The 23,725-nt window shown below is 41.1% G+C and carries 25 protein-coding genes; 6 read left to right on the top strand and 19 right to left on the bottom strand.

What is annotated here, in order from left to right; genetic code table 11:
• Positions 1-9: 9 nt before the first annotated feature.
• Positions 10-2,934 carry a leucine-rich repeat domain-containing protein gene (locus FO440_RS01115; protein WP_144246388.1) on the bottom strand — a complete coding sequence of 975 codons (2,925 nt, stop codon included), beginning with the start codon at positions 2,932-2,934 and terminating at the stop codon, positions 10-12.
• Positions 2,935-3,430: 496 nt separating this feature from the next.
• Between FO440_RS01115 and FO440_RS01110 the strand changes: the two genes are divergently transcribed.
• Positions 3,431-4,081, top strand: a complete 651-nt coding sequence (locus tag FO440_RS01110) for a mechanosensitive ion channel family protein (RefSeq protein WP_246104151.1) — start codon at positions 3,431-3,433, stop codon at positions 4,079-4,081.
• 2 nt (positions 4,082-4,083) lie between these two features.
• Here the strand turns inward: FO440_RS01110 and FO440_RS01105 are convergent, their stop codons facing one another.
• From FO440_RS01105 to FO440_RS01080, 6 genes are read right to left on the bottom strand one after another with little or no spacing between them, the layout of a single operon-like run.
• Positions 4,084-5,427, bottom strand: a complete 1,344-nt coding sequence (locus FO440_RS01105) for a DUF58 domain-containing protein (RefSeq protein ID WP_144246386.1) — start codon at positions 5,425-5,427, stop codon at positions 4,084-4,086.
• A 9-nt stretch (positions 5,428-5,436) separates the two neighbouring features.
• Entirely contained in the window at positions 5,437-6,414 is a 978-nt protein-coding gene (locus tag FO440_RS01100) for an AAA family ATPase (protein WP_144246385.1), read from the bottom strand.
• A gap of 8 nt (positions 6,415-6,422) precedes the next feature.
• Positions 6,423-7,586: a DUF4350 domain-containing protein gene (locus tag FO440_RS01095; protein ID WP_144246384.1), complete on the bottom strand. Its 1,164-nt coding sequence runs from the start codon at positions 7,584-7,586 to the stop codon at positions 6,423-6,425.
• Positions 7,583-8,329 carry a DUF4129 domain-containing protein gene (locus tag FO440_RS01090; protein WP_144246383.1) on the bottom strand — a complete coding sequence of 249 codons (747 nt, stop codon included), beginning with the start codon at positions 8,327-8,329 and terminating at the stop codon, positions 7,583-7,585. Before FO440_RS01090 ends, FO440_RS01095 begins: the two co-directional genes overlap by 4 nt.
• Before the next feature lie 2 nt (positions 8,330-8,331).
• A complete protein-coding gene (locus FO440_RS01085) occupies positions 8,332-9,183 on the bottom strand; it encodes a hypothetical protein (RefSeq protein ID WP_144246382.1) in 852 nt (283 codons plus the stop codon).
• Positions 9,167-10,144, bottom strand: coding sequence for a stage II sporulation protein M (locus tag FO440_RS01080; protein WP_144246381.1), 978 nt, complete (start codon positions 10,142-10,144; stop codon positions 9,167-9,169). The genes FO440_RS01085 and FO440_RS01080 overlap by 17 nt, the downstream gene beginning before the upstream one ends.
• A 91-nt stretch (positions 10,145-10,235) precedes the next feature.
• Here FO440_RS01080 and FO440_RS01075 point away from each other — a divergent pair, with 91 nt between their 5' ends.
• Positions 10,236-11,000 (top strand): RDD family protein, encoded by a 765-nt coding sequence (locus tag FO440_RS01075; protein WP_144246380.1) that lies wholly within the window; start codon positions 10,236-10,238, stop codon positions 10,998-11,000.
• On the opposite strand, the gene FO440_RS25065 is transcribed toward FO440_RS01075, so the two are convergent.
• Both FO440_RS25065 and FO440_RS01065 read right to left on the bottom strand, forming a co-directional pair.
• Positions 11,001-11,321, bottom strand: a complete 321-nt coding sequence (locus FO440_RS25065; RefSeq protein WP_186292540.1) for a DUF2752 domain-containing protein — start codon at positions 11,319-11,321, stop codon at positions 11,001-11,003. It abuts the gene before it with no gap.
• An 11-nt stretch (positions 11,322-11,332) separates the two neighbouring features.
• A complete protein-coding gene (locus FO440_RS01065; RefSeq protein ID WP_144246378.1) occupies positions 11,333-11,710 on the bottom strand; it encodes a DUF805 domain-containing protein in 378 nt (125 codons plus the stop codon).
• A gap of 121 nt (positions 11,711-11,831) precedes the next feature.
• Here FO440_RS01065 and FO440_RS01060 point away from each other — a divergent pair, with 121 nt between their 5' ends.
• Positions 11,832-13,259: an L-serine ammonia-lyase gene (locus tag FO440_RS01060; RefSeq protein WP_144246377.1), complete on the top strand. Its 1,428-nt coding sequence runs from the start codon at positions 11,832-11,834 to the stop codon at positions 13,257-13,259.
• A gap of 10 nt (positions 13,260-13,269) precedes the next feature.
• Here the strand turns inward: FO440_RS01060 and FO440_RS01055 are convergent, their stop codons facing one another.
• The 5 genes from FO440_RS01055 to FO440_RS01035 form a co-directional block, all read right to left on the bottom strand.
• Positions 13,270-13,728, bottom strand: coding sequence for an RES family NAD+ phosphorylase (locus FO440_RS01055; RefSeq protein WP_144246376.1), 459 nt, complete (start codon positions 13,726-13,728; stop codon positions 13,270-13,272).
• On the bottom strand, positions 13,725-14,132 hold the full coding sequence (gene parS, locus FO440_RS01050; protein WP_144246375.1) for a type II RES/Xre toxin-antitoxin system antitoxin: 408 nt from the start codon (positions 14,130-14,132) through the stop codon (positions 13,725-13,727). Before parS ends, FO440_RS01055 begins: the two co-directional genes overlap by 4 nt.
• A 68-nt stretch (positions 14,133-14,200) precedes the next feature.
• The gene (locus FO440_RS01045) at positions 14,201-14,926 is read right to left on the bottom strand and encodes an SGNH/GDSL hydrolase family protein (protein WP_144246374.1); all 726 of its coding nucleotides are present in this window, start codon (positions 14,924-14,926) and stop codon (positions 14,201-14,203) included.
• Positions 14,923-15,651 (bottom strand): lipoyl(octanoyl) transferase LipB, encoded by a 729-nt coding sequence (gene lipB / locus FO440_RS01040; RefSeq protein ID WP_144246373.1) that lies wholly within the window; start codon positions 15,649-15,651, stop codon positions 14,923-14,925. Before lipB ends, FO440_RS01045 begins: the two co-directional genes overlap by 4 nt.
• 1 nt (position 15,652) lies before the next feature.
• Complete coding sequence (locus tag FO440_RS01035) at positions 15,653-16,291, bottom strand: 4'-phosphopantetheinyl transferase family protein (protein ID WP_144246372.1); 639 nt, start codon at positions 16,289-16,291, stop codon at positions 15,653-15,655.
• Positions 16,292-16,365: 74 nt separating this feature from the next.
• Between FO440_RS01035 and dcd the strand changes: the two genes are divergently transcribed.
• A complete protein-coding gene (gene dcd, locus FO440_RS01030; RefSeq protein WP_144246371.1) occupies positions 16,366-16,902 on the top strand; it encodes a dCTP deaminase in 537 nt (178 codons plus the stop codon).
• Positions 16,903-16,911: 9 nt separating this feature from the next.
• Here dcd and FO440_RS01025 read toward each other — a convergent pair whose 3' ends face one another.
• The gene (locus tag FO440_RS01025; RefSeq protein ID WP_144246370.1) at positions 16,912-17,754 is read right to left on the bottom strand and encodes a hypothetical protein; all 843 of its coding nucleotides are present in this window, start codon (positions 17,752-17,754) and stop codon (positions 16,912-16,914) included.
• A gap of 85 nt (positions 17,755-17,839) precedes the next feature.
• Here FO440_RS01025 and FO440_RS01020 point away from each other — a divergent pair, with 85 nt between their 5' ends.
• Positions 17,840-18,124 (top strand): ATP-dependent Clp protease adaptor ClpS, encoded by a 285-nt coding sequence (locus tag FO440_RS01020; RefSeq protein WP_144246369.1) that lies wholly within the window; start codon positions 17,840-17,842, stop codon positions 18,122-18,124.
• A gap of 133 nt (positions 18,125-18,257) precedes the next feature.
• Here the strand turns inward: FO440_RS01020 and FO440_RS01015 are convergent, their stop codons facing one another.
• The 4 genes from FO440_RS01015 to FO440_RS01000 form a co-directional block, all read right to left on the bottom strand.
• Entirely contained in the window at positions 18,258-19,325 is a 1,068-nt protein-coding gene (locus FO440_RS01015; protein ID WP_144246368.1) for a branched-chain amino acid aminotransferase, read from the bottom strand.
• A gap of 128 nt (positions 19,326-19,453) precedes the next feature.
• Entirely contained in the window at positions 19,454-20,146 is a 693-nt protein-coding gene (locus FO440_RS01010; protein ID WP_144246367.1) for a LytR/AlgR family response regulator transcription factor, read from the bottom strand.
• A 46-nt stretch (positions 20,147-20,192) separates the two neighbouring features.
• Positions 20,193-21,734, bottom strand: a complete 1,542-nt coding sequence (locus FO440_RS24665; RefSeq protein WP_222103915.1) for a sensor histidine kinase — start codon at positions 21,732-21,734, stop codon at positions 20,193-20,195.
• A 136-nt stretch (positions 21,735-21,870) separates the two neighbouring features.
• Positions 21,871-22,728, bottom strand: coding sequence for a transglutaminase-like domain-containing protein (locus FO440_RS01000; protein WP_144246366.1), 858 nt, complete (start codon positions 22,726-22,728; stop codon positions 21,871-21,873).
• Positions 22,729-22,770: 42 nt separating this feature from the next.
• Here FO440_RS01000 and FO440_RS00995 point away from each other — a divergent pair, with 42 nt between their 5' ends.
• A complete protein-coding gene (locus FO440_RS00995; protein WP_144246365.1) occupies positions 22,771-23,556 on the top strand; it encodes an O-methyltransferase in 786 nt (261 codons plus the stop codon).
• The last annotated feature ends 169 nt before the right edge of the window (positions 23,557-23,725 follow it).

Raw genomic sequence — 23,725 nt, 5'->3', positions numbered from 1 at the left:
GGTTATGTTTTATTTGGTGATATTCTCAAGATCAAGCAATTGCTGTTGCTTTGCTTTTGAAAAGCCCGAATTTGCAACCCAGGTATTAAACATGCTAAAGTCCCAGTTGGTTGCTTTACCATTGACCGCAATAGCCTGGTTTAACGCCTTTTTTGCAGCGTCAAAAGTTTGGCTGCCTGTTAAATAATTAGCCGTAGCCAGTAAATAGTTTTTTACAGAAATGCTTGATGCCGAAGGTCGGTAATATTCCTGATTAAGCAGGCTGACAACGTCCGCGGGTTTTCCGGCAATAATTAGCAGCTCCGCATAATCCAGTACATTGTCCATTGATGGGTGATCAGATCTCTTGTTGGCATCTACAGTTTTTTGCGCGTTTGCTAAAGCGGTATCTAATAGCTTGCGATATTGTTCCGGGTTGCCTGCAGCTTTATACAATATGGCAGCGTGCTGTAAACTGCCACTGCCGGCGCCGCCGTAGTTTCTGTAATCGTATTCATAGGTTTTAGCAGCTTCTGTTGTCTGTCCCAACATTAAATGTGATTCGGCCTTATACTGAATAACCGGTTCGATAAAATTAAGAACGCGTATGGATGCTTTTAGTTCGTTGAGAAGGTACCGGTCAAAATCTTTAATAGCACCCCGGTAATCTTTCATTTTAAAACGCGCTGTACCCGTGTTATCCCACCTGATGTTATGCACATAAACAGCTGAATCTACAGCGAAGGCTTTATTTGAAAATTCGACAACCTTTGCCCAGTCTTCGCTGTAACCTAAGGCATTGGCCCGGGTGCATAATGCAAGGGCGTATTCTTTATTTGATATGTTATAGTTTGGCAGTGCAATGCCTAACTCATCAAATAATATTTTCATATCGCCTTTGTTTTGGATGGTATTATCTAAAGAATTGCGCGGAACTTTTAATAAGTTGTTATCTATGATGAGTTGAAAATCTATCGAAATATTGGCAAATTGAGGTGGAAGCGTCGTGATTTTATTGTGGCTAAGGTTTAATTCATAAAAAACCATGTCGGCCCAACGTTCATCAGCCGGCAATTGCTTTATATTATCATAGCTCAGGTCGACGCGAAAAGATTTTCGAGGTGTGCCGAGCAAAACATTGAATACACTTGTTTGGTCAATTGCCGCGTTGCCGCTTAATTGTAATAACTGCAAATGACCGGCAGAAGCCAAACCGGGTGGTAACATTTTTATGTTGTTTACATGAGTACTGTCACTCCTGACTGTATTGAAACGCGCCTCGCCTTTTTTATCGGCATCAAACCTAAATTTGTAACTGGCAGAATGCGCATCAAGCTGTTGAAGCTGCTGACACATCCCTAAAGATTCAGGTAATCCGGTAAGCAGGTTACCGCTTACATCCAGTATCTCTAATTTGGTGTACAGGCCCAAATTTGCAGGTAAAGCCGTTAAGTTGTTATTGGCAAGCTTTAATGATTTTAAAGCATAGCTATTGGTTTCAATATCCGGCATAACAGATAAGTCGTTTTCAGACAGATCGATGAGTTCCAGGCCGGTCAGTTTTTGCAGCCCCTCAGGATAAGCGGCCAAAAAATTCCCTTTAAAATTTACCTGTTTTAACCCGGTCAATTTTTGCCAGCCCTGTGGCAGCGTTTTGATCTTGTTGGAAGAAACATCTAAGTTTTGTAACTGCGTTAAGCTTGTAATTGCGGACGGAAGTATGCTTAAGTTATTATATTCTAAATGAAATGTTTTTAAGTTTTTAAAGCCAAGTTTAACAGGTAATAGTTGTAATTTATTACCACTCGTGTTTAAATATTCAAGTTGTGGCAGGTTCAATAAGCTTTGGGGTAATTCGGTAAGCGTATTGCCCTCAATATTTATGCTTTTTAATTTAGTGAGTTTGCCAAAAATATCAGGTAATACAGCTAAGTTGCTTTCCGCTATCTTAAGCGATTCTAAATTTCGTAGGTTATGTAGCGCATTTAATTGTTCAGGATGCTTGCCTAGCGACTTTGAAAAAGACAGGTTCAGGGATTTTAAAGCGGTCAAATCTTCAATTCCGTTAATAACTTGGGTGCTATCGTTCCCGGGCAATATAGAAAGTGTGGTCAGGTCTTTTAATCCGCGGATCCTTTGAAAAATTTGTACACCGTTATCAACATAACAGCTTCCTAAACTGAGTGTGTTTAATTGTTTCAGTCTCGTCAAAGAGCTGCCGTCGCCCAGCATATAGAAACCCAATTGCAGATGCCGTAACGACGTTACTGCTGATAATTTAGCTAATATAGCTGCATCATGGGCGGGTTTCGGCGCACTGCCATTTAAAACTACAGATTGCCACTTAACATTGCTGATATCAAGATCCTCTAAATTGACGGATTCAAGCTTAATGTACGAAACAGCTAACCTTGTTACGGCTGGAGGTAACGGATGATGATAGCCTGAAAAAGAAATACCGTTTAGTTTTGCCAGCGACGCAATCTTGTCGATCGCGTCCTTCATGTTCATTTTTTCATTGTAAAAAAACTCAACCCCTTTTAGTTGCTGTAGTAATTTTATATTATCAGGCAATTCATAATTAAGATCTTTTTCTGAAGTGAAGAACGGATCACTTATTTTAAGAAAAATAAGATTAGGAAAACCGGAAAGCAATTGGAAAATGCCGGCCAGGTCCGGTCTTTTAGCATTGAGGATCTCAATGCCGTAAACCTTATTCTTTAACCCCCCGTCAATAATCTGTTGTACTTCATTTACATCATTCACCTGCAGATTAAGCGAATCAGTTGCCTGACCTGCAACAAAATATTTTTTCTCTGTATGAAAATACACACGGTCATAGGATAAATATCCGGTTAGATATTTGTCGAAAATTGTTTGTTGGTTTTGCGCGTTTACGTTGGTAAACAACAATATGAGCAATCCGCTCAATAATAATAGGCAATGTTTAGGCATGATTGAAGTTATAAAAAATTCTAAAAAAACTATTGTCTTTTATTTTATACAACCGCTTTTGTTTACTAAACAGAGCCAATTGTCAGCGGCGGGTAAATGCACTGTCATTTGTTAATCAAATGATTGATTAAGTAATATTGGGGTTACAATTATCTATAAATTTGTATACAATATCACAAAGGCATAATAAGGCACAACAATTGAATAGATCTAAACATGAAACACCTAACAGAAACAACAACCTACATCCGCACAACAATAGTTGAGTGGGTATTTTACAAAGGCCCCGAGCTGTTTGTATCTATATACGGAAGGTAAAAATTTGTAACTTCGCGGCATCATTACTATGAAGCTGAGCGATACCAAACTCCACGAACTTTACGATAGCGCCTATGAATGGGTTATTCTACACGGCGCAACGTTTGTAATATCTATAATAGTCCTGTTGATAGGACTAAGACTCATCAAATTTATCGGGGCCCGGCTAAGAGGCCGAATGAGCAATAGAAAAGTTCATTCATCATTACAACCATTTTTCCTGAGTTTATCTTTAACAGCCTTATATGTGCTGCTCATTATTGGCGTGGCTGCTATTAATGGTGCCAGCATCAGTTCTTTTAGCGCGGTATTAGGTGGTTTTACCGTTGCGGTAGGTTTGGCTTTATCAGGCACGTTCCAGAACTTTGCCGGCGGGGTACTTATTTTATTACTTAAGCCTTTTGAACTTGAAGATAGTATAGTAGCGCAGGGACAAGATGGTAAGGTAATTTCTATCCAGATATTTTACACGGTTTTGATTACTGCTGATAATAAAACGGTGATCATCCCTAACGGTAAGCTTTTTAACGAGGTGATTGTTAACGTGACCCGCGAGGGCAGGCGCCGCCTTGATTTTGAAATTAAAATTGGCTACGCAGCCGATGTGCAGCAGGTAATAAAGATCATTGAAAACGCTATAAAAACTAACAAGGCCATATTAAAAGATACCAATAACAGGGTGGGCATATCGGCCCTTGAAGTTGATGGCGTTAAATACCTGGTTAACGTATGGGTTAACCCCAGTGATATACTAAGCGCCAAGCTTGCATTACATGAAAAGATATTGATAGATATGTGCGCCGCCGGAATAAGACTACCGGGTGTGTAAGGTTAGATCTTCTGTTTAGCTTTGATCTCTAAATAACGGTTTATCGTGTTCACATTCAAATTTTGAGGCGTACTCAAAATTGATTGTATGCCGTGTTTTGTCAGTTCTTTCGCGATCAGTTTTTTATCGTAGGCAAACTTCTCGGCAATGGTTTTGGTGTAGATGCCTTCAACATCTGTGGCGTGTTCTTCACTTAGTTTTTTTAACTCGGTGTTTTCGAAAAACACAACCAGCAGTAAATGAAATTTTGCTATTCTTTTTAAATAGGGGAGTTGCCTGTTCAAAGCCGATACGCTTTCATAATTTGTAAAAAATATAACAAGGCTACGCTGTTTTATCACGCCGCGTATGGTGTTATATAACAGCTCAAGGTTAGTTTCAAGATAACGGGTTTTTTCTTTGTGCAATACTTCCAGTATCTTGTTGAGCTGTGTAGGGCGCCTGTCGGCAGGTATAACCGCTCCTTTTTTCTCGGATATGGTAATTAGCCCGGCCTTATCTTCTTTCAGCAGGGCCACGTTTAGCAGCACCAGGCTGGCGTTAATGGCATAGTCAAGCAGGCTCAACCCTTCAAACGGCATTTTCATCACCCGCGACTTATCGATCACACAATATACATGCTGTGATTTTTCTTCAGTGTACGAGTTGGTCATTAAATTGCCCTGCCTTGCGGTAGCTTTCCAGTTGATGGCCCGGTAGTCATCCCCGGGAACATAATTTTTTACCTGGTCAAACTCCAGGCTATGCCCAAGGCGGCGAATCTTTTTGATGCCGACCTCATTTAGCCGGTTTGAAATAGCCATCAGCTCATATTTGCGCATCTGCAAAAACGATGGATACACAGGCAATATCTCGGCTTGCGCAAAATTATACCTGCGGGTTACCAATCCTAACGGCGATTTTACATAAACCCTGATATCACCAAAATCATACTCGCCGCGCTTAACTGGCCGCAAAACATAATTGATCAGTTTGGTTTGCCGTGGAGTCAAATTGGTATTAAACCAGACATCACGTTTTTGAAACTGAAATGGGATCTCATCAATTATACCTACGTTGATAGCAAACGAGTACCTGTTTTCAACATAGATGCCTAAATCATTCTCGTCATTATTGCTTAAACGCTCGGGCGCATGGCGCTTTGCAAAAACGCCGCTATTTGTGCGGTATAGAAGGAAAATGTCTACAATAATTAACGTAGCAATTACCCAAAAAGCCAGCTCGGGCAATATGCCCAACCACGGAAAGAAAAACAACAATACAAAAAATACCACGCAGCATGACAGGGCAGCAAATAACCTGCCGGTTAAAAATAAATTGGCATAAAATGTCTGTAGTTTTTTCACCGGCTTGTATTAGCGTGGCACTTCAATTTTCTGAATTATTTGTGTGATCACTTCATCGGGTGTAACGCCTTCCATTTCTTTGTCGGGCGTTATCATAATACGGTGCCTTAACACTGGCTGTGCAACTAAAATAATATCGTCAGGTGTAATAAAATCACGGCCCTTAATTGCCGCTATAGCCTTAGCCGCGTTAATTATAGCTAACGATGCACGTGGCGATCCACCCAGGTATAAAGACTTATTATTGCGTGTTTCGTGAATTATTTTGGCAACAAATTCAAGCAGTTTTGGCTCAACATGCAGGCTCTTAACCTGCTGCCTTAATGCTATAACATCCTGTATGGATAATACCGGGGCTATTTGGCTTAGCTGGTCCGAAGGGTTTTGCTGATGTTGTTGTGTAATAATGCTGATCTCTTCTTCAAGCGTTGGGTATTTAATTTCTATCTTGAATAAAAAGCGGTCAAGCTGCGCTTCGGGCAGGCGATAAGTGCCTTCCTGCTCAACCGGGTTTTGGGTGGCAAGCACAATAAAGGGCTCCTGCATTTTATAGGTTTGCCCGTCAATGGTTACCTGGCGCTCTTCCATCACCTCAAACAATGCCGACTGGGTTTTTGCAGGTGAACGGTTTATCTCATCTATCAAAACAATGTTGCCGAAGATAGGCCCGCGCCTAAACTCAAATTCGCTGGTTTTAGGGCTAAAAACAGACGTCCCCAATACGTCCGACGGCATTAGGTCTGGCGTAAACTGGATCCGCGAATATTGGGCGTCAATAGCTTTGGCAACAAGTTTAGCGGTTAATGTTTTTGCTACACCGGGTACACCTTCAATTAAAATATGCCCGTCGGCCAGTATGCCCGCAATGATCAGTTCAATAACGTCATGCTGCCCTACGATGATCTTAGCCAATGTGGCCTTTATCTGCTCGACAGCGGCGCTAAGCCTGCCCAAGTCTGTTCTTTGTTCAAATATTTCGTCTTCCATATCTTTAATCAGGATTGAGAGTAAAATTTTTCTATCAGTTGGTTCAATACAATCAGTTCGTGGTCGTTTACTTTGGTTTGTTGGTTGATGTAATTAATGTGATTTACCAGTTCGGCTGCAAAAGCTTTACTTACCCCTGTTTTATTTGAGAATGCTTCAATAAATTCTATATCAAGCTTGTTGGTTTTTAAATAATACTGCGTGCGCAGATAATCCAGGAAATACAGGATCTTCTTTTGGGCCAGATCATTGTTGTCTCGCCGTTCGTAATACACCTGGCCTACAACGGTTACAAAATCAACAGTAGCATTTTTAAGCGGTTCAATAACGGGTATAATACGTTGCCGGCGTTTTACCTGGAACAATACAAACAGCAATAAACCGGCATAGGTTAAGTAAAATGCCCATCTTAACGAAGCGTTATCTAAAAAAACGCGTAAAGGGTTATCAGCGCCGGCACGGCCGCGGGTATAATATTCATCCCACAGTACCTTATTGCCGCTTTTTAAATAAGATAAAGATGATTGCGCATACTTTAACGTCGCAAGATCTGCCATCGCGTAATTGGTGTAAAGTAATGGGTTGGCGTTTAAGTAGAGATTCCCTTTTCCGATAGTGCATTTTAAGAAGTTAACATCGCCCAAACTATTTTTGCCCAGTACGGTCATTTTTGAGGTGTCAAAATCAGAGAAGTAATTGTTGCTGAGATCTCTTTTTGGCTTTTTAACAAAATTTGTATCAAGCGATTTATTGACCAGCTTTGTACCCGCGCTTTCAAATTCAGAATTTGTACCAACCTGGTAATGCTTAATTAATACCTGCCCAAAACCAGAAGCCGCAATAAACACATCATTCCCGTTTTTAATGAATCGCTCAAGCTTTTGGTAATCAAACTTTGTGGGGTTAATGTAATTAGCAATAATTATATACGTACAACCTTTCAAACTATCATCGTCCAACACATTAAAAACCGGTTCACGCACCGCTTCGACCCTGGCATTCGGGAAAATATCGTTTAACCGGTTGTAAAGAATATAGGTGCTGAATGGCGTTTTATCCGTATCGAATAATCGCTGAGACCAATCAAGAGCCTTTGGCCGGTTGTATAATGCCATCACATAAAAGATCAGCAAAACAGTAGCTATAGAAAGGTATATCTTTAAGTCTTTCACGCCAGTGTTTTGTTGAAATTTGTGAACAGTGTATTGATTTCTTCGTACAGTGGTTTATCTATCACAAACCCGCCGTACCATACATATTCAAATTGACGGGTAAGTAGCTTGAAATGCTGTTTTTGCCCGCTGTTAGTCAATTCGTTAAGATAGGCTGTATTGGTTTTTTCAATTTGCCAATGGATAAGTTTTGCATCGTTTAACTGTTTAAGGCATTGCAGGTAAAGAAATCTTACCGCTAACCTGTAATTGCCGGCCATTACCGCTTTTTCAATTTGCTCGTTAAAAGATATCTCATTTATGTTTTCAACCAGTTCTGTTTGCAACAGGTCTACCTTTTTGGCGCGGCGGTTAAATATATTATCAATTCCGGCTAATTTTATAACAAACCATATGGCCAGGCCCACCAGTAGTGCAATCAAAATATACTTAACAGGTAACCCGGGACTCTCCGGCATGCTTTTATCTTTTTTGCTGAACAGGCTATCCAAATAATGCCATAGCCAATCCCAGAATCTATCCCACCATGAAGTCGGTTTATCCGACTCATGATAGTTAAATTCCGGTTGTTTCAGGTAGGTGTTTATTGCAGCGGTATCAAATTTACGGACCGTCACTTTTGAGCTGTCGATCTGCATCACTACGGACTGTTTAACTATCTTTTTTTGCACGGTAACGCCTTTACCATAAATGGTATGTGCAAAAGCGAACAGTAATAAAAAAACAGCTGTTATTTTACGCATTATCAATAATCCTCAGTAGTTGGCTCATCGTTGCTTTCCTGTTTTGTTCCGAGTGCGGCAATGCGTTGCATTAAACCGTTATCATCAAGCTTTTCATTCAAATTAAAATAAAATAGGGCCAATGATATCGCAGGGAAAACAAACAGAAATTGCAGGGCATGATAAGTTACTGTTGCAGCCATGCTTACGGTATTTGAATGGTTAACATTAGTTAAGTATAACAATGCAACTACAACTAAAACTACCGGGATCACCAGCAATGCCATACATGAAATGGTTACAATAGATGTAACTAATAGCACACCCATTAGGTTCCACCATTCGTTTTTAATCAATTGAAACCCGCGCCTGAAAGCATTTGACAAACTTTCATTCTCCATTACCATTACAGTTATGATCAGCAAGTTTACAGGCAGTAAATAAATGCCGGGGATGAAACACATGAATGCACCCAGCGCGGTAAAAAGTGTCAATACTATTGCGCTGCCAAAAACCTTTAAAAAGTAATATTTAACATAGTCCCAAACTTCCTGAACAGTTGGCGGCTGGTTGCCTTTATCTAAATAAAATTTTATGTACGATAAGGACGTTAACATGCCGAGGGTGAAGTTGATATAACTAAATAGCAAGGTTACAAAATAGGTTACCGTATATATAGATTCTTCCTGCTGTTGTAATTCAAAGGTTTGTGTTTTACTTAAAATTGAAATTATAATACCTGCAACCCAAAATATGCCGCATATTGAAAAATACGATTTAAGTAAAGGGAAGATATTTTGCTTTAAAAAAATTACGCTATCGTCTACGACTTCGCCCTGTGTACGGCTTTGAGCTAACTTAATTTTCTGGCTCATTATTCTGACTGTTTGTTGTTGAAATTTTATGATGCAGATATAGCGGATACAATATCACGTACCACGTGATAAATGAAAATGAAACTAATAAAATACCCGCGCTAAGCCATACCGGCATTTCTGTATGTCGGGTAACAAAGCTTTCAAATATGGCGGCTATTACTACTATCGGTAAAATGCCTACTATTATTTTCATACCGTCTGACGCGCCTTTTTTTATGGATATGGCACGGCTAAAAGTAGTGGGGAACAATACACTTTTACCCAAAACTAAGCCTGCCGATCCAGCAATAATTATAGTTGATATCTCAAGTGTGCCATGGATCCAGATTACCAGTGTCGACTGCAAGCCGAGCCCTTTGCTAATAAATAAATATTCAAACGCACCCAGCATTAAACCATTGTTTAATAATATATATAAGGTGCCAAAGGCGCAAAAAATTCCGGTTACAAAGTTTAATACTGTTATATATAAATTATTTCTTGCTATAGCGTAAAGCATGGCAAAAGAGTCGCCGTTTTTATAAACCCCAAACGGATCGCCTTTGGCTATGTTGGCATTGGTCATGTTTACATAATCATCGCCCAGGATAAGTGATACAAAGGTTTTGTCGTATTTGGCGGATAATAAGCCCATCAAAAAAAACACGGTGAAAAATAAAAACGAGTACAGCAATTGTTTATGGTGCTTTTTAAACAGCAAGGGCAATTCAAACTTCCAAAAAAACAGTATCCGGTTTGTGTTTTCTTTTTTGTTCTTGTATATATCCTGGTGATAGCCTGTAGCCAGCTTATTTAAATATTCGGTAGTTTTAGATTTAGGGTAAAAAGTTTTGGAATAAGCCAGGTCATCTGTAATAATTATAAACCGTTCTGCAACATCATCCGGGGTAATGGCCGGCGTATTTTCATAGGTCTTCCATTTTTCGGTATTCTGTTTAATAAATACAGCCTCACGCATTGGTTTAAGTAGATTTTTTTTGTTAAAATAGCAACAAATATTTGATCTTTAAAGCAGAAGTACTTCTATTAACTAAATATATTTTTTGCACATGCAAATTGTAAAAATAACAACCACACAAAATATTGATATTGAATATGCTGTGGCCAGCTTAAGTGAAAGAATTGCTGCAAGATTTATTGACTATGCCATTTTTTTATCGGTATACGGGGTTATGACAGCCGCTTTAGTAGGGGTATATTCAGACCAACTTAATTCTCGCGGACCGGTGAGGCCTACCAAATTTGTAATAATGATTGGTATATGGCTGGGGTTTTGTGTTTTGTATGATCTTTTAACAGAGGTGTTTCTTAACGGGCAAAGTTTGGGTAAACGGTTTGTTAAAATAAAGGTAATAAGCCTTAACGGCACCAGGCCGGGCATTGGCCAGTATTTACTGCGTTGGTTTTTCAGGATAATAGATTTTGGACTTACTATGGGGGCAGCCGCTGTTGTAACGGTGACATTTTCTGATAAAAAACAACGCATTGGCGATATGGTAGCCGGTACAACGGTTATTAAAACAGCACCGTTAAACAGGTTTAGCGACCTGGTATTTCACAGCCCTGAAGAAGGCTATAAACCCACATATAAAGAAGTAGTACAATTGACAGATAGGGATGTTACACTGATACATGACGTGATCAGAAACTTTAGGATGACCCGTAACAGTAATTTGGTTTACCGTCTGGCATTGCGCATAAAAAAATACCTGAATGTTAATTATCCTGAAGAAATAAATGAATACCAATTTTTAGAGATCGTCCTAAACGATTATAATTCGCTTATTGCCAATAACGGCATCGATACTATTTAACTAATAGCGGTTTATTATTTTGAATAAATAAGAAGCAGTTATTAGCACCCCGGTAAACGTATATGCATAGCGAAAGAACAAAGGCGATTGTTTTGTGGCGGGTGCGATTTTTGCAGTTAATGCAATAATTACAGTAATTATAATTGGGATAGCCGCCGGGTACATATAAACACTTTGTTTTAAATTGCCCTGTAATAAAAATATCAGCGAACGTTGAAACCCGCAGCCCGGGCAATCTATGCCTGTCAGTTTTTTAAAAGGACAGGGTATTAAGTTATTTTGCAGCCATTTGATAACACTCAAATAGCTGCAAAATATCATATTTAATAACATTAATTAGCAGGGTCAATATCAAATGGCTTCTCATAATCGGCAGCGCCAAAGCCTTCTCTACCTTTAGGATCTGGTCCGTAATTATTATCACCCGGGGTGCCGTCTGTACAAGCCAGAATAAGGTTATAAATAGGTATTAAAATAAACCAGCCGCTTTTGTTTACATCGTGCATCCGCCTTACACCCACCGCAATGGAAGGGATTAATACGGCTAACGAGTAAATATTATACAAGCCCATAAAGCCAATAGCCTTTCCAATAACCATAAGAATAATTGAAATAATTAGGCTGAACAGTGCAAAATACCAATATTCGCTGCGCCTTGCACGGCCTGTAAACTGCGCGTAATTTTTAAGAACTGCTAAATAATAATTCATGTTTTTTGTTTTATAAGGTTTATGATAATTAATGCAACATACTAATAAAAAGCGAAATTAAAAATCTCATTTTATACTTATTTATGCTGCTGAAACGGGCTGTAATAAGTAAATTTGGCTGATGCAACGCGAACAACTCTCCGTATTTGACATGTTTAAAATAGGCATTGGCCCGTCAAGCTCACACACGCTTGGCCCGTGGCGTGCCGCCCAGCAATTTGTACAGGTTATTGAAGAACGCGCCTCGCTTAACGAGGTGACAGGTGTAAAAATATTACTATACGGATCACTTGCTAAAACAGGCAGGGGGCATGGTACCGATATTGCAGTGTTGCTTGGCTTAAGCGGTGACGACCCCGTAACCTTTGCGGTAGATCAGGTAGGGCCTAAAATAGATCAGATCAGAACCGGTCATAAACTGGTTTTGGGTGGCAAGCATGAAATAAATTTTACAGTAGATGAAGACCTGCTGTTCCTGTTTAATGAAAGCCTGCCTTACCATCCTAACGCCGTAACTTTTCAGGTATTTTTAAATACAGGTAAAGCTATATCAGAAACCTATTACTCTATTGGCGGTGGATTTGTAGTAAAAGAGGGCGAACAGAGCCAGCACAAGGCCGAGGTTGATCTTCCTTTCCCGATAGATACTGCCGGCGACCTGCTGCATTGGTGCAGGAAAACCGGGCTCAAAATATCGGAGGTAGTAACAGAGAACGAACTGGCCTGGCGCCCCGAACTGGAAACCCGCACCGGGGTGCTGAATATTTTTAATACCATGGCCGAGTGTATGTACCGCGGCAGCCATGCGCGGGGTAAGTTACCCGGCGGCTTAAATGTTGAGCGCCGCGCGGCAAAACTTAATAAACGACTTGCAGGCAATAATACATATAGTAATTTTGATGAGTGGGTTACCGCCATCCGTAAAACGGGCAGCAGTTTCCAAAATATTTTAGATTGGGTAAGCTGCTTCGCGTTAGCTGTTAACGAAGAGAATGCGTCGTTTGGTCGGGTGGTTACTGCGCCAACAAACGGAGCTGCCGGTGTTATACCCGCCGTACTGCAATATTATATTGTTTTTTGCGATGGCTATACTGATAAGCAGATCATCCAGTTTTTATTGACCGCGTCAGAGATAGGCTGTATTTTTAAGAAGGGAGCAACCATATCAGCAGCAATGGGTGGTTGCCAGGCAGAAATAGGCGTGTCGTCAGCAATGGCTGCAGCCGCTCTTACAGAGTGCTTGGGCGGTTCGCAGCGTCAGGTAATGATGGCGGCAGAGATCGCTATGGAGCATCACCTGGGCTTAACCTGCGATCCGATAGGCGGCCTGGTACAGGTGCCATGTATCGAGCGTAATACTATGGGCGCCATTAAAGCCATCACAGCATCACAACTGGCACTACAAACCAACCCGGATAACGCTAAAGTAAGTTTAGACGCAGTGGTAAAAACCATGTGGCAAACAGCCCAGGACATGAACTCAAAATATAAAGAAACAGCAGATGGCGGCCTGGCTATCAATATTCCGCTAAGCTTGCCCGAGTGTTAATTTGAGAGGGCTATTTCTTAAACAGCCTTACATCAAACACAAACGGATCAATGCTCTTGATCTTTACTTTCTTGAATTCAAGATGCCGGGGGTTAACCAAATAGTTATGATCACCTGCCACGGTTGCAGAAGGAACCTGTAATACCAAGTGCTCGTTTTTGCGGATAAAATCATTACCGATTGCCTGTGTCTCTTTCACAAAAGGATTGGTGTTCCAGTTTGCGGGCAGATCGTCGACATCAACTTTTTTAATGTCGTTTTCAGGCACGTTAATGGTTGCCATGAAATAGTTTATAGGGATGATACCTATGGGCACGTGAACGGCTATCTCAACTACAGCTAAAGCGCGCGACGCGGCCGTGTATAAAACAGCAACGCCTTTGCTATTCCAGCGGCCGCCGGTTTTTTCAGCACCGTACCCTGATATATCATTAATAAAAGCCTGCCTGCTAAGCCGGTAAACAATCATGCCAGTATGCCGTGTTCAATGCGGCCCAACTCATCATAAATTGAGTTAATGCCAAATGAGGTATCTAACAGATTTTTAGGCTTTACATTACCTAATGGCAGGCTTACGGTATCCATCCAGGTATAAAAGTTATCGGCTATGCCAAAAACAGCAATGCCTTTTTTATAAAGCAGCTCAATTTGCAAGATCCTTTCAGAGTAGAGGGGATCAAAAGATTTGTTCTCTTTTTTGTAGCGTTGTATGGTACGCTCAGAAAGATGCAGGTATGACGACCAATCTTCAAGATCAAAATGAATGTGATTTGATAGTTTGGTAAAGTAAGGAAATGGCACACCTTCTCTAACCATGTTGGTCAGATCAAAGCTATCCTCTTCGGGGAATATGTATTTTTTTTCTTTACTCATAACTTTTTACTTTGACATCTGTCATCAAATTTACGACATCTGTCTAAGATAAAAAAGTTTTTATTAAGTTATTTTGCATGTAATTTGGCTTTAACCAAAGGCAATAGCCGTTCTATCCACAATCCGTACATTTTGGCGGATGGGTGCAACCCATCTGGAGCAAGTAAACTGCCGTCAGACGCTGCCCGGCGAGATATATCGGTAATGTCCAGGTAATTCACATTTTCGTTGCTGCTTTCCGTTTTGTTGATCGCGTTAAACTCGTCTATCTCTTTAACGATCTGCGATAGCTGGCCGGCACTATTGTAACCTGCAAAGGGCGTAACGCTGTAATCAGGTATAGAAATAATAAACACTTTATCCTTATTACCGCCTGCAAATCTTATGGCGATATTTAGCAACGCGATGAAGTTTGATCTGTAAACACTTTGGTCGACGCCCCGAAACTGGTCATTAACCCCTATCAGTAGAGTAACAAGATCATAGGTTTGTGAGACCAAGCCGCTGTTATTAATGCCTTTTATCAGGTCATTGGTGGTCCAGCCGGTGGTGGCAATTATAGTTGGTGCACCCACCTTTAACGTGGCATTTAATTGTGCGGTTAACTGGTACGGAAATGACTGGTTTAACGGGACTGATTGCCCGATAGTATAAGAATCGCCAAGGGCAAGATATTTGAGCGAGTCTGGTTTAGCAACAACACCTGTTTTATTACCAGCTGATTGAACAGGGACTTTTTTAGCACAACCCGATAAAGCTGACAAGATCAGCAATGCAGAAAAAAAATCACTCATGATACCATATCCATATTGAATAATACGGAAATATGGTGTTGAAGGATTTTTTGAACTTTTTTAACGTCTATTTCTTTACCCAGCTCTTGCTGCATGGATGTTACGGCCTTGTCTTCAATGCCGCAGGGAATAATATTTTTAAAGTAAGACAGGTCATTATTTACATTAAATGACAGGCCGTGCATGGTAACCCACCTGCTACAGCGCACACCCATAGCGCTGATCTTACGTGCGCGGTTGTTATCAGCATCAAGCCACACGCCGGTATAGCCGGGATAACGGCCTGCAGTAATGCCAAACTCTGCCAGGGTAAGGATAATAGCTTCCTCTAACATGCGTAAGTACAGATGTATGTCTGTAAAGAAATTGTCGAGGTCAAGTATCGGGTAAGCTACAATTTGACCGGGGCCATGGTAGGTAATATCGCCACCGCGGTTAATGTGGTAATAGGTGGCGTCTTTTTCTTCAAGCCCCTTTTCGTCCAGTAACAAATGTTCGGGCTTGCCACTGTTGCCCAAAGTATAAACATGCGGGTGCTGGCAAAAAACAAGATAATTGGGTGTAGTTATCTCATCAGTCGGGCTATCGCCTGCAACTGCCAGCTGGCGGTTACGGATCTCCATTTTTAAAGCCACGGTACTCTTAAACAGTTCTTCCTGTTTTGCCCAGGCCTCTTTATAATCGATCAGGCCCCAATCCTGCACAATAACTTTATTATTCTTCATCTTATCCCTTTACGTAGCCAATCATGTAGTCTTCGTATTGCAAATATCCTACGGTGTAGTCAATTTTGATATCGCCCTTGGTTAAAATGGCATTAACCTGACCCTCGCCGACATAGGTGAATGGCTTAATTAAAATATCATCAATAAACGACACCTCTTTTTGCCCATGGCATTTATAAACAGCTTCTTTGGCACACCAGCAAGTATATAATTGCGATATCTTATTATCTTCCTGTATAAAAGACAATTCTTCGGGTAGTAAAAACCTTTCAGCTATCCGTTCAACCTTTTCTTTTATTTGTTCAATATCAATGCCAACCGGGCATTTTTTGCTGATCATCACAGCCGCATAATCAAACGAGTGGCTTAACGAGATATGGTAGGGCAGGGATACCAGGTAAGGTTTGCCATGTATGTCAACCTGGCAATCAATATATTCGTCTGTGCGCAGCATTTTGCGCAGCAACACGCGGGTACCCAGCCAGTGTAAATGGCGCTTGCCGTTACTTATCTTTTCAACAAAAGCTTTCTCCTCGTCATTTAATTGCAGCTGGTTATACAGGTCTTCTGCCTGCTCCTCAATTTTCCAGAGCGCAAATTCTGTGTCATCATCAACCCGTTGCCTGTAAGCTATAGCCATAAAAGTAAATTGCAAATAGTACGCAAACTTAGAGCAAATAATTCTAATTTTAGCCAAATTACCATTCTTGTTTTATGATACTGTCTGATAAGCGCATTCTTGAAGAAATTGATAAAGGCCACATTATAATTGAGCCTTTCAGACCGGAATGCCTGGGCACAAATTCATACGACGTACACCTGGGTAAATACCTGGCCACCTATCGCGACAGGGTGCTTGACGCCAAAGCTCATAACGAGATCGATAATTTTGAGATCCCGAAAGAGGGTTTTGTATTGCAGCCCAATACGCTTTATTTAGGCGTTACTGTTGAATATACCGAAACCCACAAACATGTCCCTTTTCTGGAAGGAAAATCAAGCACCGGCAGGTTAGGTATTGATATACATGCCACAGCCGGTAAAGGCGACGTAGGGTTTTGTAACACCTGGACACTGGAAATATCATGCGCGCAACCGGTTAGGATCTACGCCGGGATGCCTATTGGCCAATTGATATATTTTGTAGTTGAAGGGGATGTTGAAACAATGTATAACACTAAAGACAACGCCAAATACAATAACAAAACCACACGCCCTGTTGAGAGCATGATGTGGAAGAATACTTTCTGATAGAAACGCTTATTGAGTATTTGCCAGGGTAAACTTACTCCAGAAATCAACAGATTTTGGCGCGCCGCCTGATCCCTGATCGCCGCTGCCCTGGTTACCGTGACCACCACGACTGCCACCGCCAAATCCGCCTCCGCCTGCACCACCACGGCCACCGCCGCCTCCGCCACCACCTCTATGGCCGCCGCCTCTGCCACCCATGCCTTGTTGAGCGTCATCTCCTTCGCCTTCTTTTTTTGCGATAGGCTGCGGGCCGTTTATTTTGATATTGAACGCCCACTCGTTTTTCTTCAATTCGTCGGCGTGGAATAACGAAAGCGGGATCACTTCTTCATAAACTAATTCGCCATGGGTGTCATAATCAATAGCCACCCTGAAACCATAAGTATTTTGCAGTGAAAATACATCGTTCTCTACATCCTTAAAGCCATCGGCTTTTATTCTTTTAAGTTTAGTGAGACTTGCTTCGTATTTCTTTTCTTTGTCGGTGTTGTCTCCAAGCGACTCCGGGCTGTCTGCTTCCTGGAAAGGGAACGTTACACTGTACGACGACTTTTTACGTCCCTTGGTATCAATACCCAAAGTAACGCCCCATGATAATATATTGGCCTGCTCTCTCAGGTCGGATGTTTTTAAAACCAGGTACAGGTTGTCTTTGTCATTTGCCAAAGTATAATTAAGCTGAGTTTGGCTGTTAAAATAGTTGAGGCTGTCGCCCCACTCGGCAGCGCTGCCGTCAATGGTTACCTTTGCCGGGGCAGGCTTTAAATTTAATGTTTGCGCGTTGCATATATTTAAACAAAATAATTGCATAGCTGCAACAACAGCATAATAGGGGTATTGTATTTTCATGATCAAGATAGGGTAGATGTTAAACAAAACTTAAACAACATTTTAAGGTATTTATTATTGTTTTTAAGTAATTTTGTATCAACACATGTCAACTACAGAAACACAAGAACAAACCTTTACGCTTGAGGAGTTACTGGCGGGATTTAAAGAGTTACATCGTCTTATTTTATGGAACGATGATCATAACACCTTCGACCATGTTATTAACTGCATGATCAAATACCTTGACTATACCGAAAGCCAGGCCGAACGCATAGCCTGGAAAGTACATAACGAAGGTAAATGCGCCATATTGGAAGGCTCATTCACCGAGGTTGAAGTGTACCGCAAAATTTTGCAACAAGAAGGATTGACGGTGAGTGTGGATTGAGTTTAGTGATTAGAGGTTAGTTAATTAGAGATTAGGTTCGATTAATCAGCACATAAAAAGCCCTTGCAAAATCTGCAAGGGCTTTTGTCTTTTTCAAGCTATTTGGCCTAAGCCCTAATTAACTAACCTCTAATTAACTAACCAAATAATTCCACCCGTGTGTATCCGGAGCGTTGCCGTAGCGGATCGCATCAAGGGTTTTCAGTACTTTTTGTGAGAACTCGCGATTCTCCGGGGCAGTCAAAAAGTATTCTTCACCATTAGCAAAGATCGAACCTACCGGGGCAATGGTCGCTGCAGTACCCGCACCAAAAGCGTCGTTCAATTTACCGTTTCTGGCTGTCTCTATCAGTTCGTCAACAGAAACTTTACGTTCTTCAACCGGTACACCAAAATCATGCGCCAGTTGGATAACAGTGTCTCGGGTAACACCATCAAGTATAGTATCCAGTGCCGGTGGTGTAACTACGGTTCCGTCAATCACAAACATCGCGTTAGCGGCACCCATTTCTTCAATGTATTTATGCTCTTTGGCATCGGTCCATATCAACTGGTCAAAACCTTCTTCGGTTGCTTTTTTAGCCGGAAACATTGAACCGCCGTAGTTGCCTGATGATTTGGCAAAACCCATACCACCTTCGGCCGAACGGGTGTAGTGCGTTTCGATCTTAACGCGCAACGGTTTAGTGAAATACGGGCCAACAGGGCAAAGTAAAACTATATATTTATAAGTTTTTGACGGCGCTACGCCCAGGTATTGGTCGGTAGCGAACATAAACGGCCTGATGTATAAAGAGTGTCCCGGCGCGCCTGGGATCCAGTCGCGGTCAACGTCAACAATAGCGGCTAAGCTTTGCAAGAAAACATCTTCAGGAATGGTAGGCATACACAGGCGCTCTGCCGATTTGTTAAAACGTTGCGCATTCTTGTCCGGGCGAAAAATGGAAACTTTTCCGTCGGCATGTTTGTAAGCTTTTATCCCTTCAAAAAATGATTGGCCGTAGTGTAAAGCAGATATACCGGGGCTGACCGTAATTTCTCCATAAGGAACAATTTCAAAGTTTTTCCATTCGCCGTCGCTGTAATCAGCAACCAGCATGTGGTCAGAAAAAGTGCGTCCAAAAACCAGGTTGCTAAAATCCGTTTCTGCTAAACGCGATTTGCTTGTTTTGGTGATTTTGATGTCCAGAGTATCAGTCATTGCTTTGTGTATTATAATAATTCAGGGAGTGCAATTTACCTAATTTACAGCATGTTTAACAACCGAAAACCAAATTTATTATGCATGCAGAATATTATTTTGCATAAGTATGACATAAAATTATCAAACTAAGAAACGGATTTATAAGCCAAATTTAAATTTTGATAATAAGTGCTGCCTACCGGAAGTATTGCCCCGCCCACCAGTAATTGGTGCCTTTCAATCTTATCAATTTTAGCTACCGCCGCTATAAATGAACGGTGTACGCGAATAAATTTATCTGCCGGCAGGATATTTTCAACCTCGGTTATTGTCATGCGAGACAGGATGGTTTTATCAGCCAGAACAAAGGTTACATAATTGCCCGTAGCTTCAAGATAACAGATGTCGGCAAAATTAACCTTTACCTGCTCGTAGCCTGTTCTCAGGAACAGGTAGTCTTTTTTTTCGGAATGGTTATTTCTAAGCGTATGGATCTCGTTAGCTTTATTGCAGGCTTTTAAAAATCGCGCGAACGAAAAGGGTTTCAACAGGTAATCAACCGCGTCCAGTTCAAAACTCTCAACAGCGTGTTCAGAATATGCTGTAGTAAATATTACCATTGGTTTCTTACCAAGGCTGTTAAATAATTCAATACCGGTAATATCGGGCATTTTAATATCCAGGAAAAGCAGGTCGACCGGTTGTTGCTGCAGGTGTATAATAGCCTCGAAAGCATTAGTGAAACAGGCTTGCAGGTTAAGGTAAGGTACCTTACCGGCATGCGACCGTACCACTTCTAAAGCCAGGGGTTCATCATCAATAGCTATAGCGGTTAACATTTAATTTGGTTTTAAAAGTTCAGGATCAATATTCAATAATAGTGATTTACGCTGTGAGGTTGATAACTAAATGAATAAAAAATTCCCGGGCGCTTTCATGGATGACCAGGTCATGATTCCCGGGATAAACTAACTCCAGCCGTTGCGCTACGTTTTCTAACCCTATACCGTTGTTATCGCGCTCTGGGTCATTGTTCTTTTTTTGATGTTTGCTGTTATGCACGTCAAAAAATAATTGTGTTTCATCCGTATGCAGGCTGATCTTGATATGCGACGGTTCCTGTAAGCTGATGCCATGTTTAAACGCATTCTCAACAAAAGGGATAAGCAGCATAGGGGCAATCTGCAGGTAATTTAACTGTTCGGCAATGATGGTCTCTATTAAAATATCCGGCGATGTTTGCACACGTAATTGCTGCAGGTCTATATAGTTTTTAAGGTATTCCACCTCGCGTGTAAGCGATATTTTATCCCGCTGGTTTTCCTGTAGCATAAAGCGCATCATGTCGCCCAATTTTTGAATACCCTCACCGGTACGGCCGGCGTTTTCCTGCAGTGCGGTACCGTAAAGTGTATTTAAAGCATTAAATAAAAAGTGCGGGTTAATTTGCGACCGCAAGAAATCAAGATTGGCTGATGATTGGCCCAGCGCGGTTTTTAAACCTGTCAGTTCGGCGGTGCTTTTTTGCCGGTTTTCATAAATATACCAGGCAGCCGGTGCTACTAAACCTAACTGTATAACTGCATTTATTGGTATAATAAATTGAATGTAATGTGGTGTTTGGAATACATAACGGAATAGCCAAACCAATAGAAGTATTATAATTGCTGTAGCCAATCCCATCCCAATAAAATAATGCCGAATTTTTTTACCATCGGCTTTTAAAGAGGGGATAAGTACTAATGATGAAAACGCGTAAAGCATAATACTTACCGATGCTACATATTTCCAGCATAGCATGACCGGGTTTGAAAATTGCCCGATATATAAAATAGAAAATACAATAAACCAGGTTATGCAGATCACAAAGCAATCGCGAAGCGCCAGTGCTTTTACAGGTTGTACATCAAGGCCGACAATGTTTTTAAGCAGTATGTCAGGGTTGTATTTTACAGAACAATAGGCGCAGTATAGGGCAAAATAAGGTAGGATATTTATAAAGTTTTTGGCAAACAGGTTAATATAAACAGCCTGGTGATCATCAGTAGGGTTATTAATATTATTAAAAAGGTAAGCTTTTAACCAGGTTTCGGTAACACCATAAGCTGTAGCTGCAATAACAAACAATAAAAATACAAGTACAATATTTAAGGTGATTTGTACCCGGTTGGCAATGTTTTTAATGATAACAAAGTGCAGCAACAGGTAGCTGAAATAAAGAACCAGGAAGCGGCATAATGATGGTACGAGGTAATTGCTAATGGGCGAATAAGTAAGCCCGCTATTGATAAAGTCATAGGCCGGCATTGTATTTGGGTCATATTCGGCAACGTATTTTAGTAGATCAAATACTGAAATGGCCAAAAACAGGCTTACTAAAATAACCTCGATCTTATTGATAATGGATGTGGCCTGCGGTGTTTCCATAAATTATATTGACTAAATATAGCGCAATATAATTGCATGCCCGCAAACGGGTAAAACAAATGGGACGAAACCAATAAACAAAGGGATGAATAATAAGATGAGAAACCTTTACCCGGCCTCTCAGGCAACATTTGCTTTATGCTAATATCCGCAACAGTTCATTCAATTCATCAACTTTTTCTGACGAGCCTAAATGCTCATACGAACTGATGAGGTTGCGCAATACGCGCCTGATGATGTCTGTGTTTGAACAGGGCTCATAAAACTGCTTATCGAAGCTGAGGTTAAGCTGTTTTAAAAACATATCCACATCGCGGCGGCCAAAAATAAGGCCCTTGTTAAAGGCATTTATGTAGAATAGTATACCACTTTCAAATTCGCTTTCTTTACTTTCGTCAAGATAGGCCAATATAAAATGCTGCGGTAGGTTTACGCCGTGCACCGGGATATCCAGCTTTTGCGCAATTACAGAATAAATAATGGCCAGCAAGATCTGGTTACCTTTTTTTGTTTCCATTACCTGGCTCAGGTAGCTGTTTTGCGGATCCTGGTGATTGGCGGTATTACCGCTAAAGCCATACATATGATAAAAAACATGGTTGATCAGCTTAATCTGTTCAACCGGGCTGGCCTCGTTCATCATCTGGATCCAGATATCGCGTTTAATGGCTTCTATCTGGTTAATTATCTTTTGCTCGTCAAGGTCAGGGTATTGGTAACGGTTGATGATCAGGATGCCTTGTAACAAGTCAAAAGCACCTCCCTGGTACCAAAGCTTAAGGTCATTTTTTACAGTACCAAACTGGATCTCATGCACCAGGTTGGCTATGCGTTCCTGCTGAATGGCGTCAAAAGCCTGTTCAAAAGCCGACTCGAGATGCTCTATAGCCTCTATGCCGTACGACAATAATTTTTCGTGAACATGGCTGTATATTTCCGGATCGGGATCATCCAGCAGGCGTATCAATGAGTTAACTTCAGTCAGATTTATCATTATGTACTGCTAAAATACAAAGGTTTATATAATTTTACAACCATGTTTAATATAAGGTTTGCTAAAGATTACCTGTTATACCGCCTAAAAGCCAAAAGCAGGCACGGCCTGCATTCGCCATTTGTATATCGCCTGGTTGATAAAGTTATTTACGATTTCGATGCCCAAAAAGTATACCAGACGGTTGAAAACATCCGTAACGGTTTGTTAAATGACGATAGAATGATCACCATAACAGATCTTGGGGCCGGATCGCATGTAAACAATAACAAACAAAAACGGATAGCCGATATTGCTAAAAACGCCTTGAAACCGCCGCGGCTGGCGCAACTGCTGTACCGCTTGGTGGCCGACTTGCAACCTGCCAATATTATTGAACTGGGCACTTGTTTGGGCACAACCTCTATTTACCTGCAACAAGCCGCGCCTTCTGCTAAAGTTTACACGCTTGAGGGCTGCCCCGAAACGGCCAAAATAGCTAAGGAAAGCTTTAAAAAAGCGGCGCTTAATAACATTGAACTGATAACCGGCAACTTTGATGATACGCTACCCGGCGTAATTGACGGACTGGATAAACTGGATTTTGTGTTTATAGACGGCAATCATCAAAAAGACGCTACCCTTAAATATTTTGAATGGTGCCTGCCAAAGGTACATGAACATACACTGCTGATATTTGATGATATATACTGGAGCGAAGGTATGAAAGAAGCCTGGGCGGAGATTAAAGCGCATCCGCAGGTAACTGTAACTGTCGACTTGTTTTGGATAGGGTTGGTGTACTTTAGAAAAGGACAGGTTAAAGAGGATTTTGTGATCAGGTTTTGACGAGTGGATTTGCAGGTATGCAAATGTGCGGATGTGCAGATAATCCCTACGTGTCATCTCGAACAACGGGAGAGATCTATGCAAGACAGGTTGGCTACATGCACGTGTATAGATTTCTCACTCGTTCCCTGCCCACCGGCAGGCGGGCTCGTATCGAAATAACAACTAA

It is taken from the genome of Mucilaginibacter corticis (assembly GCF_007558865.1).
Lineage (GTDB): Bacteria > Bacteroidota > Bacteroidia > Sphingobacteriales > Sphingobacteriaceae > Mucilaginibacter > Mucilaginibacter corticis.
This window is presented reverse-complemented; position numbering and strand designations above follow the sequence as displayed.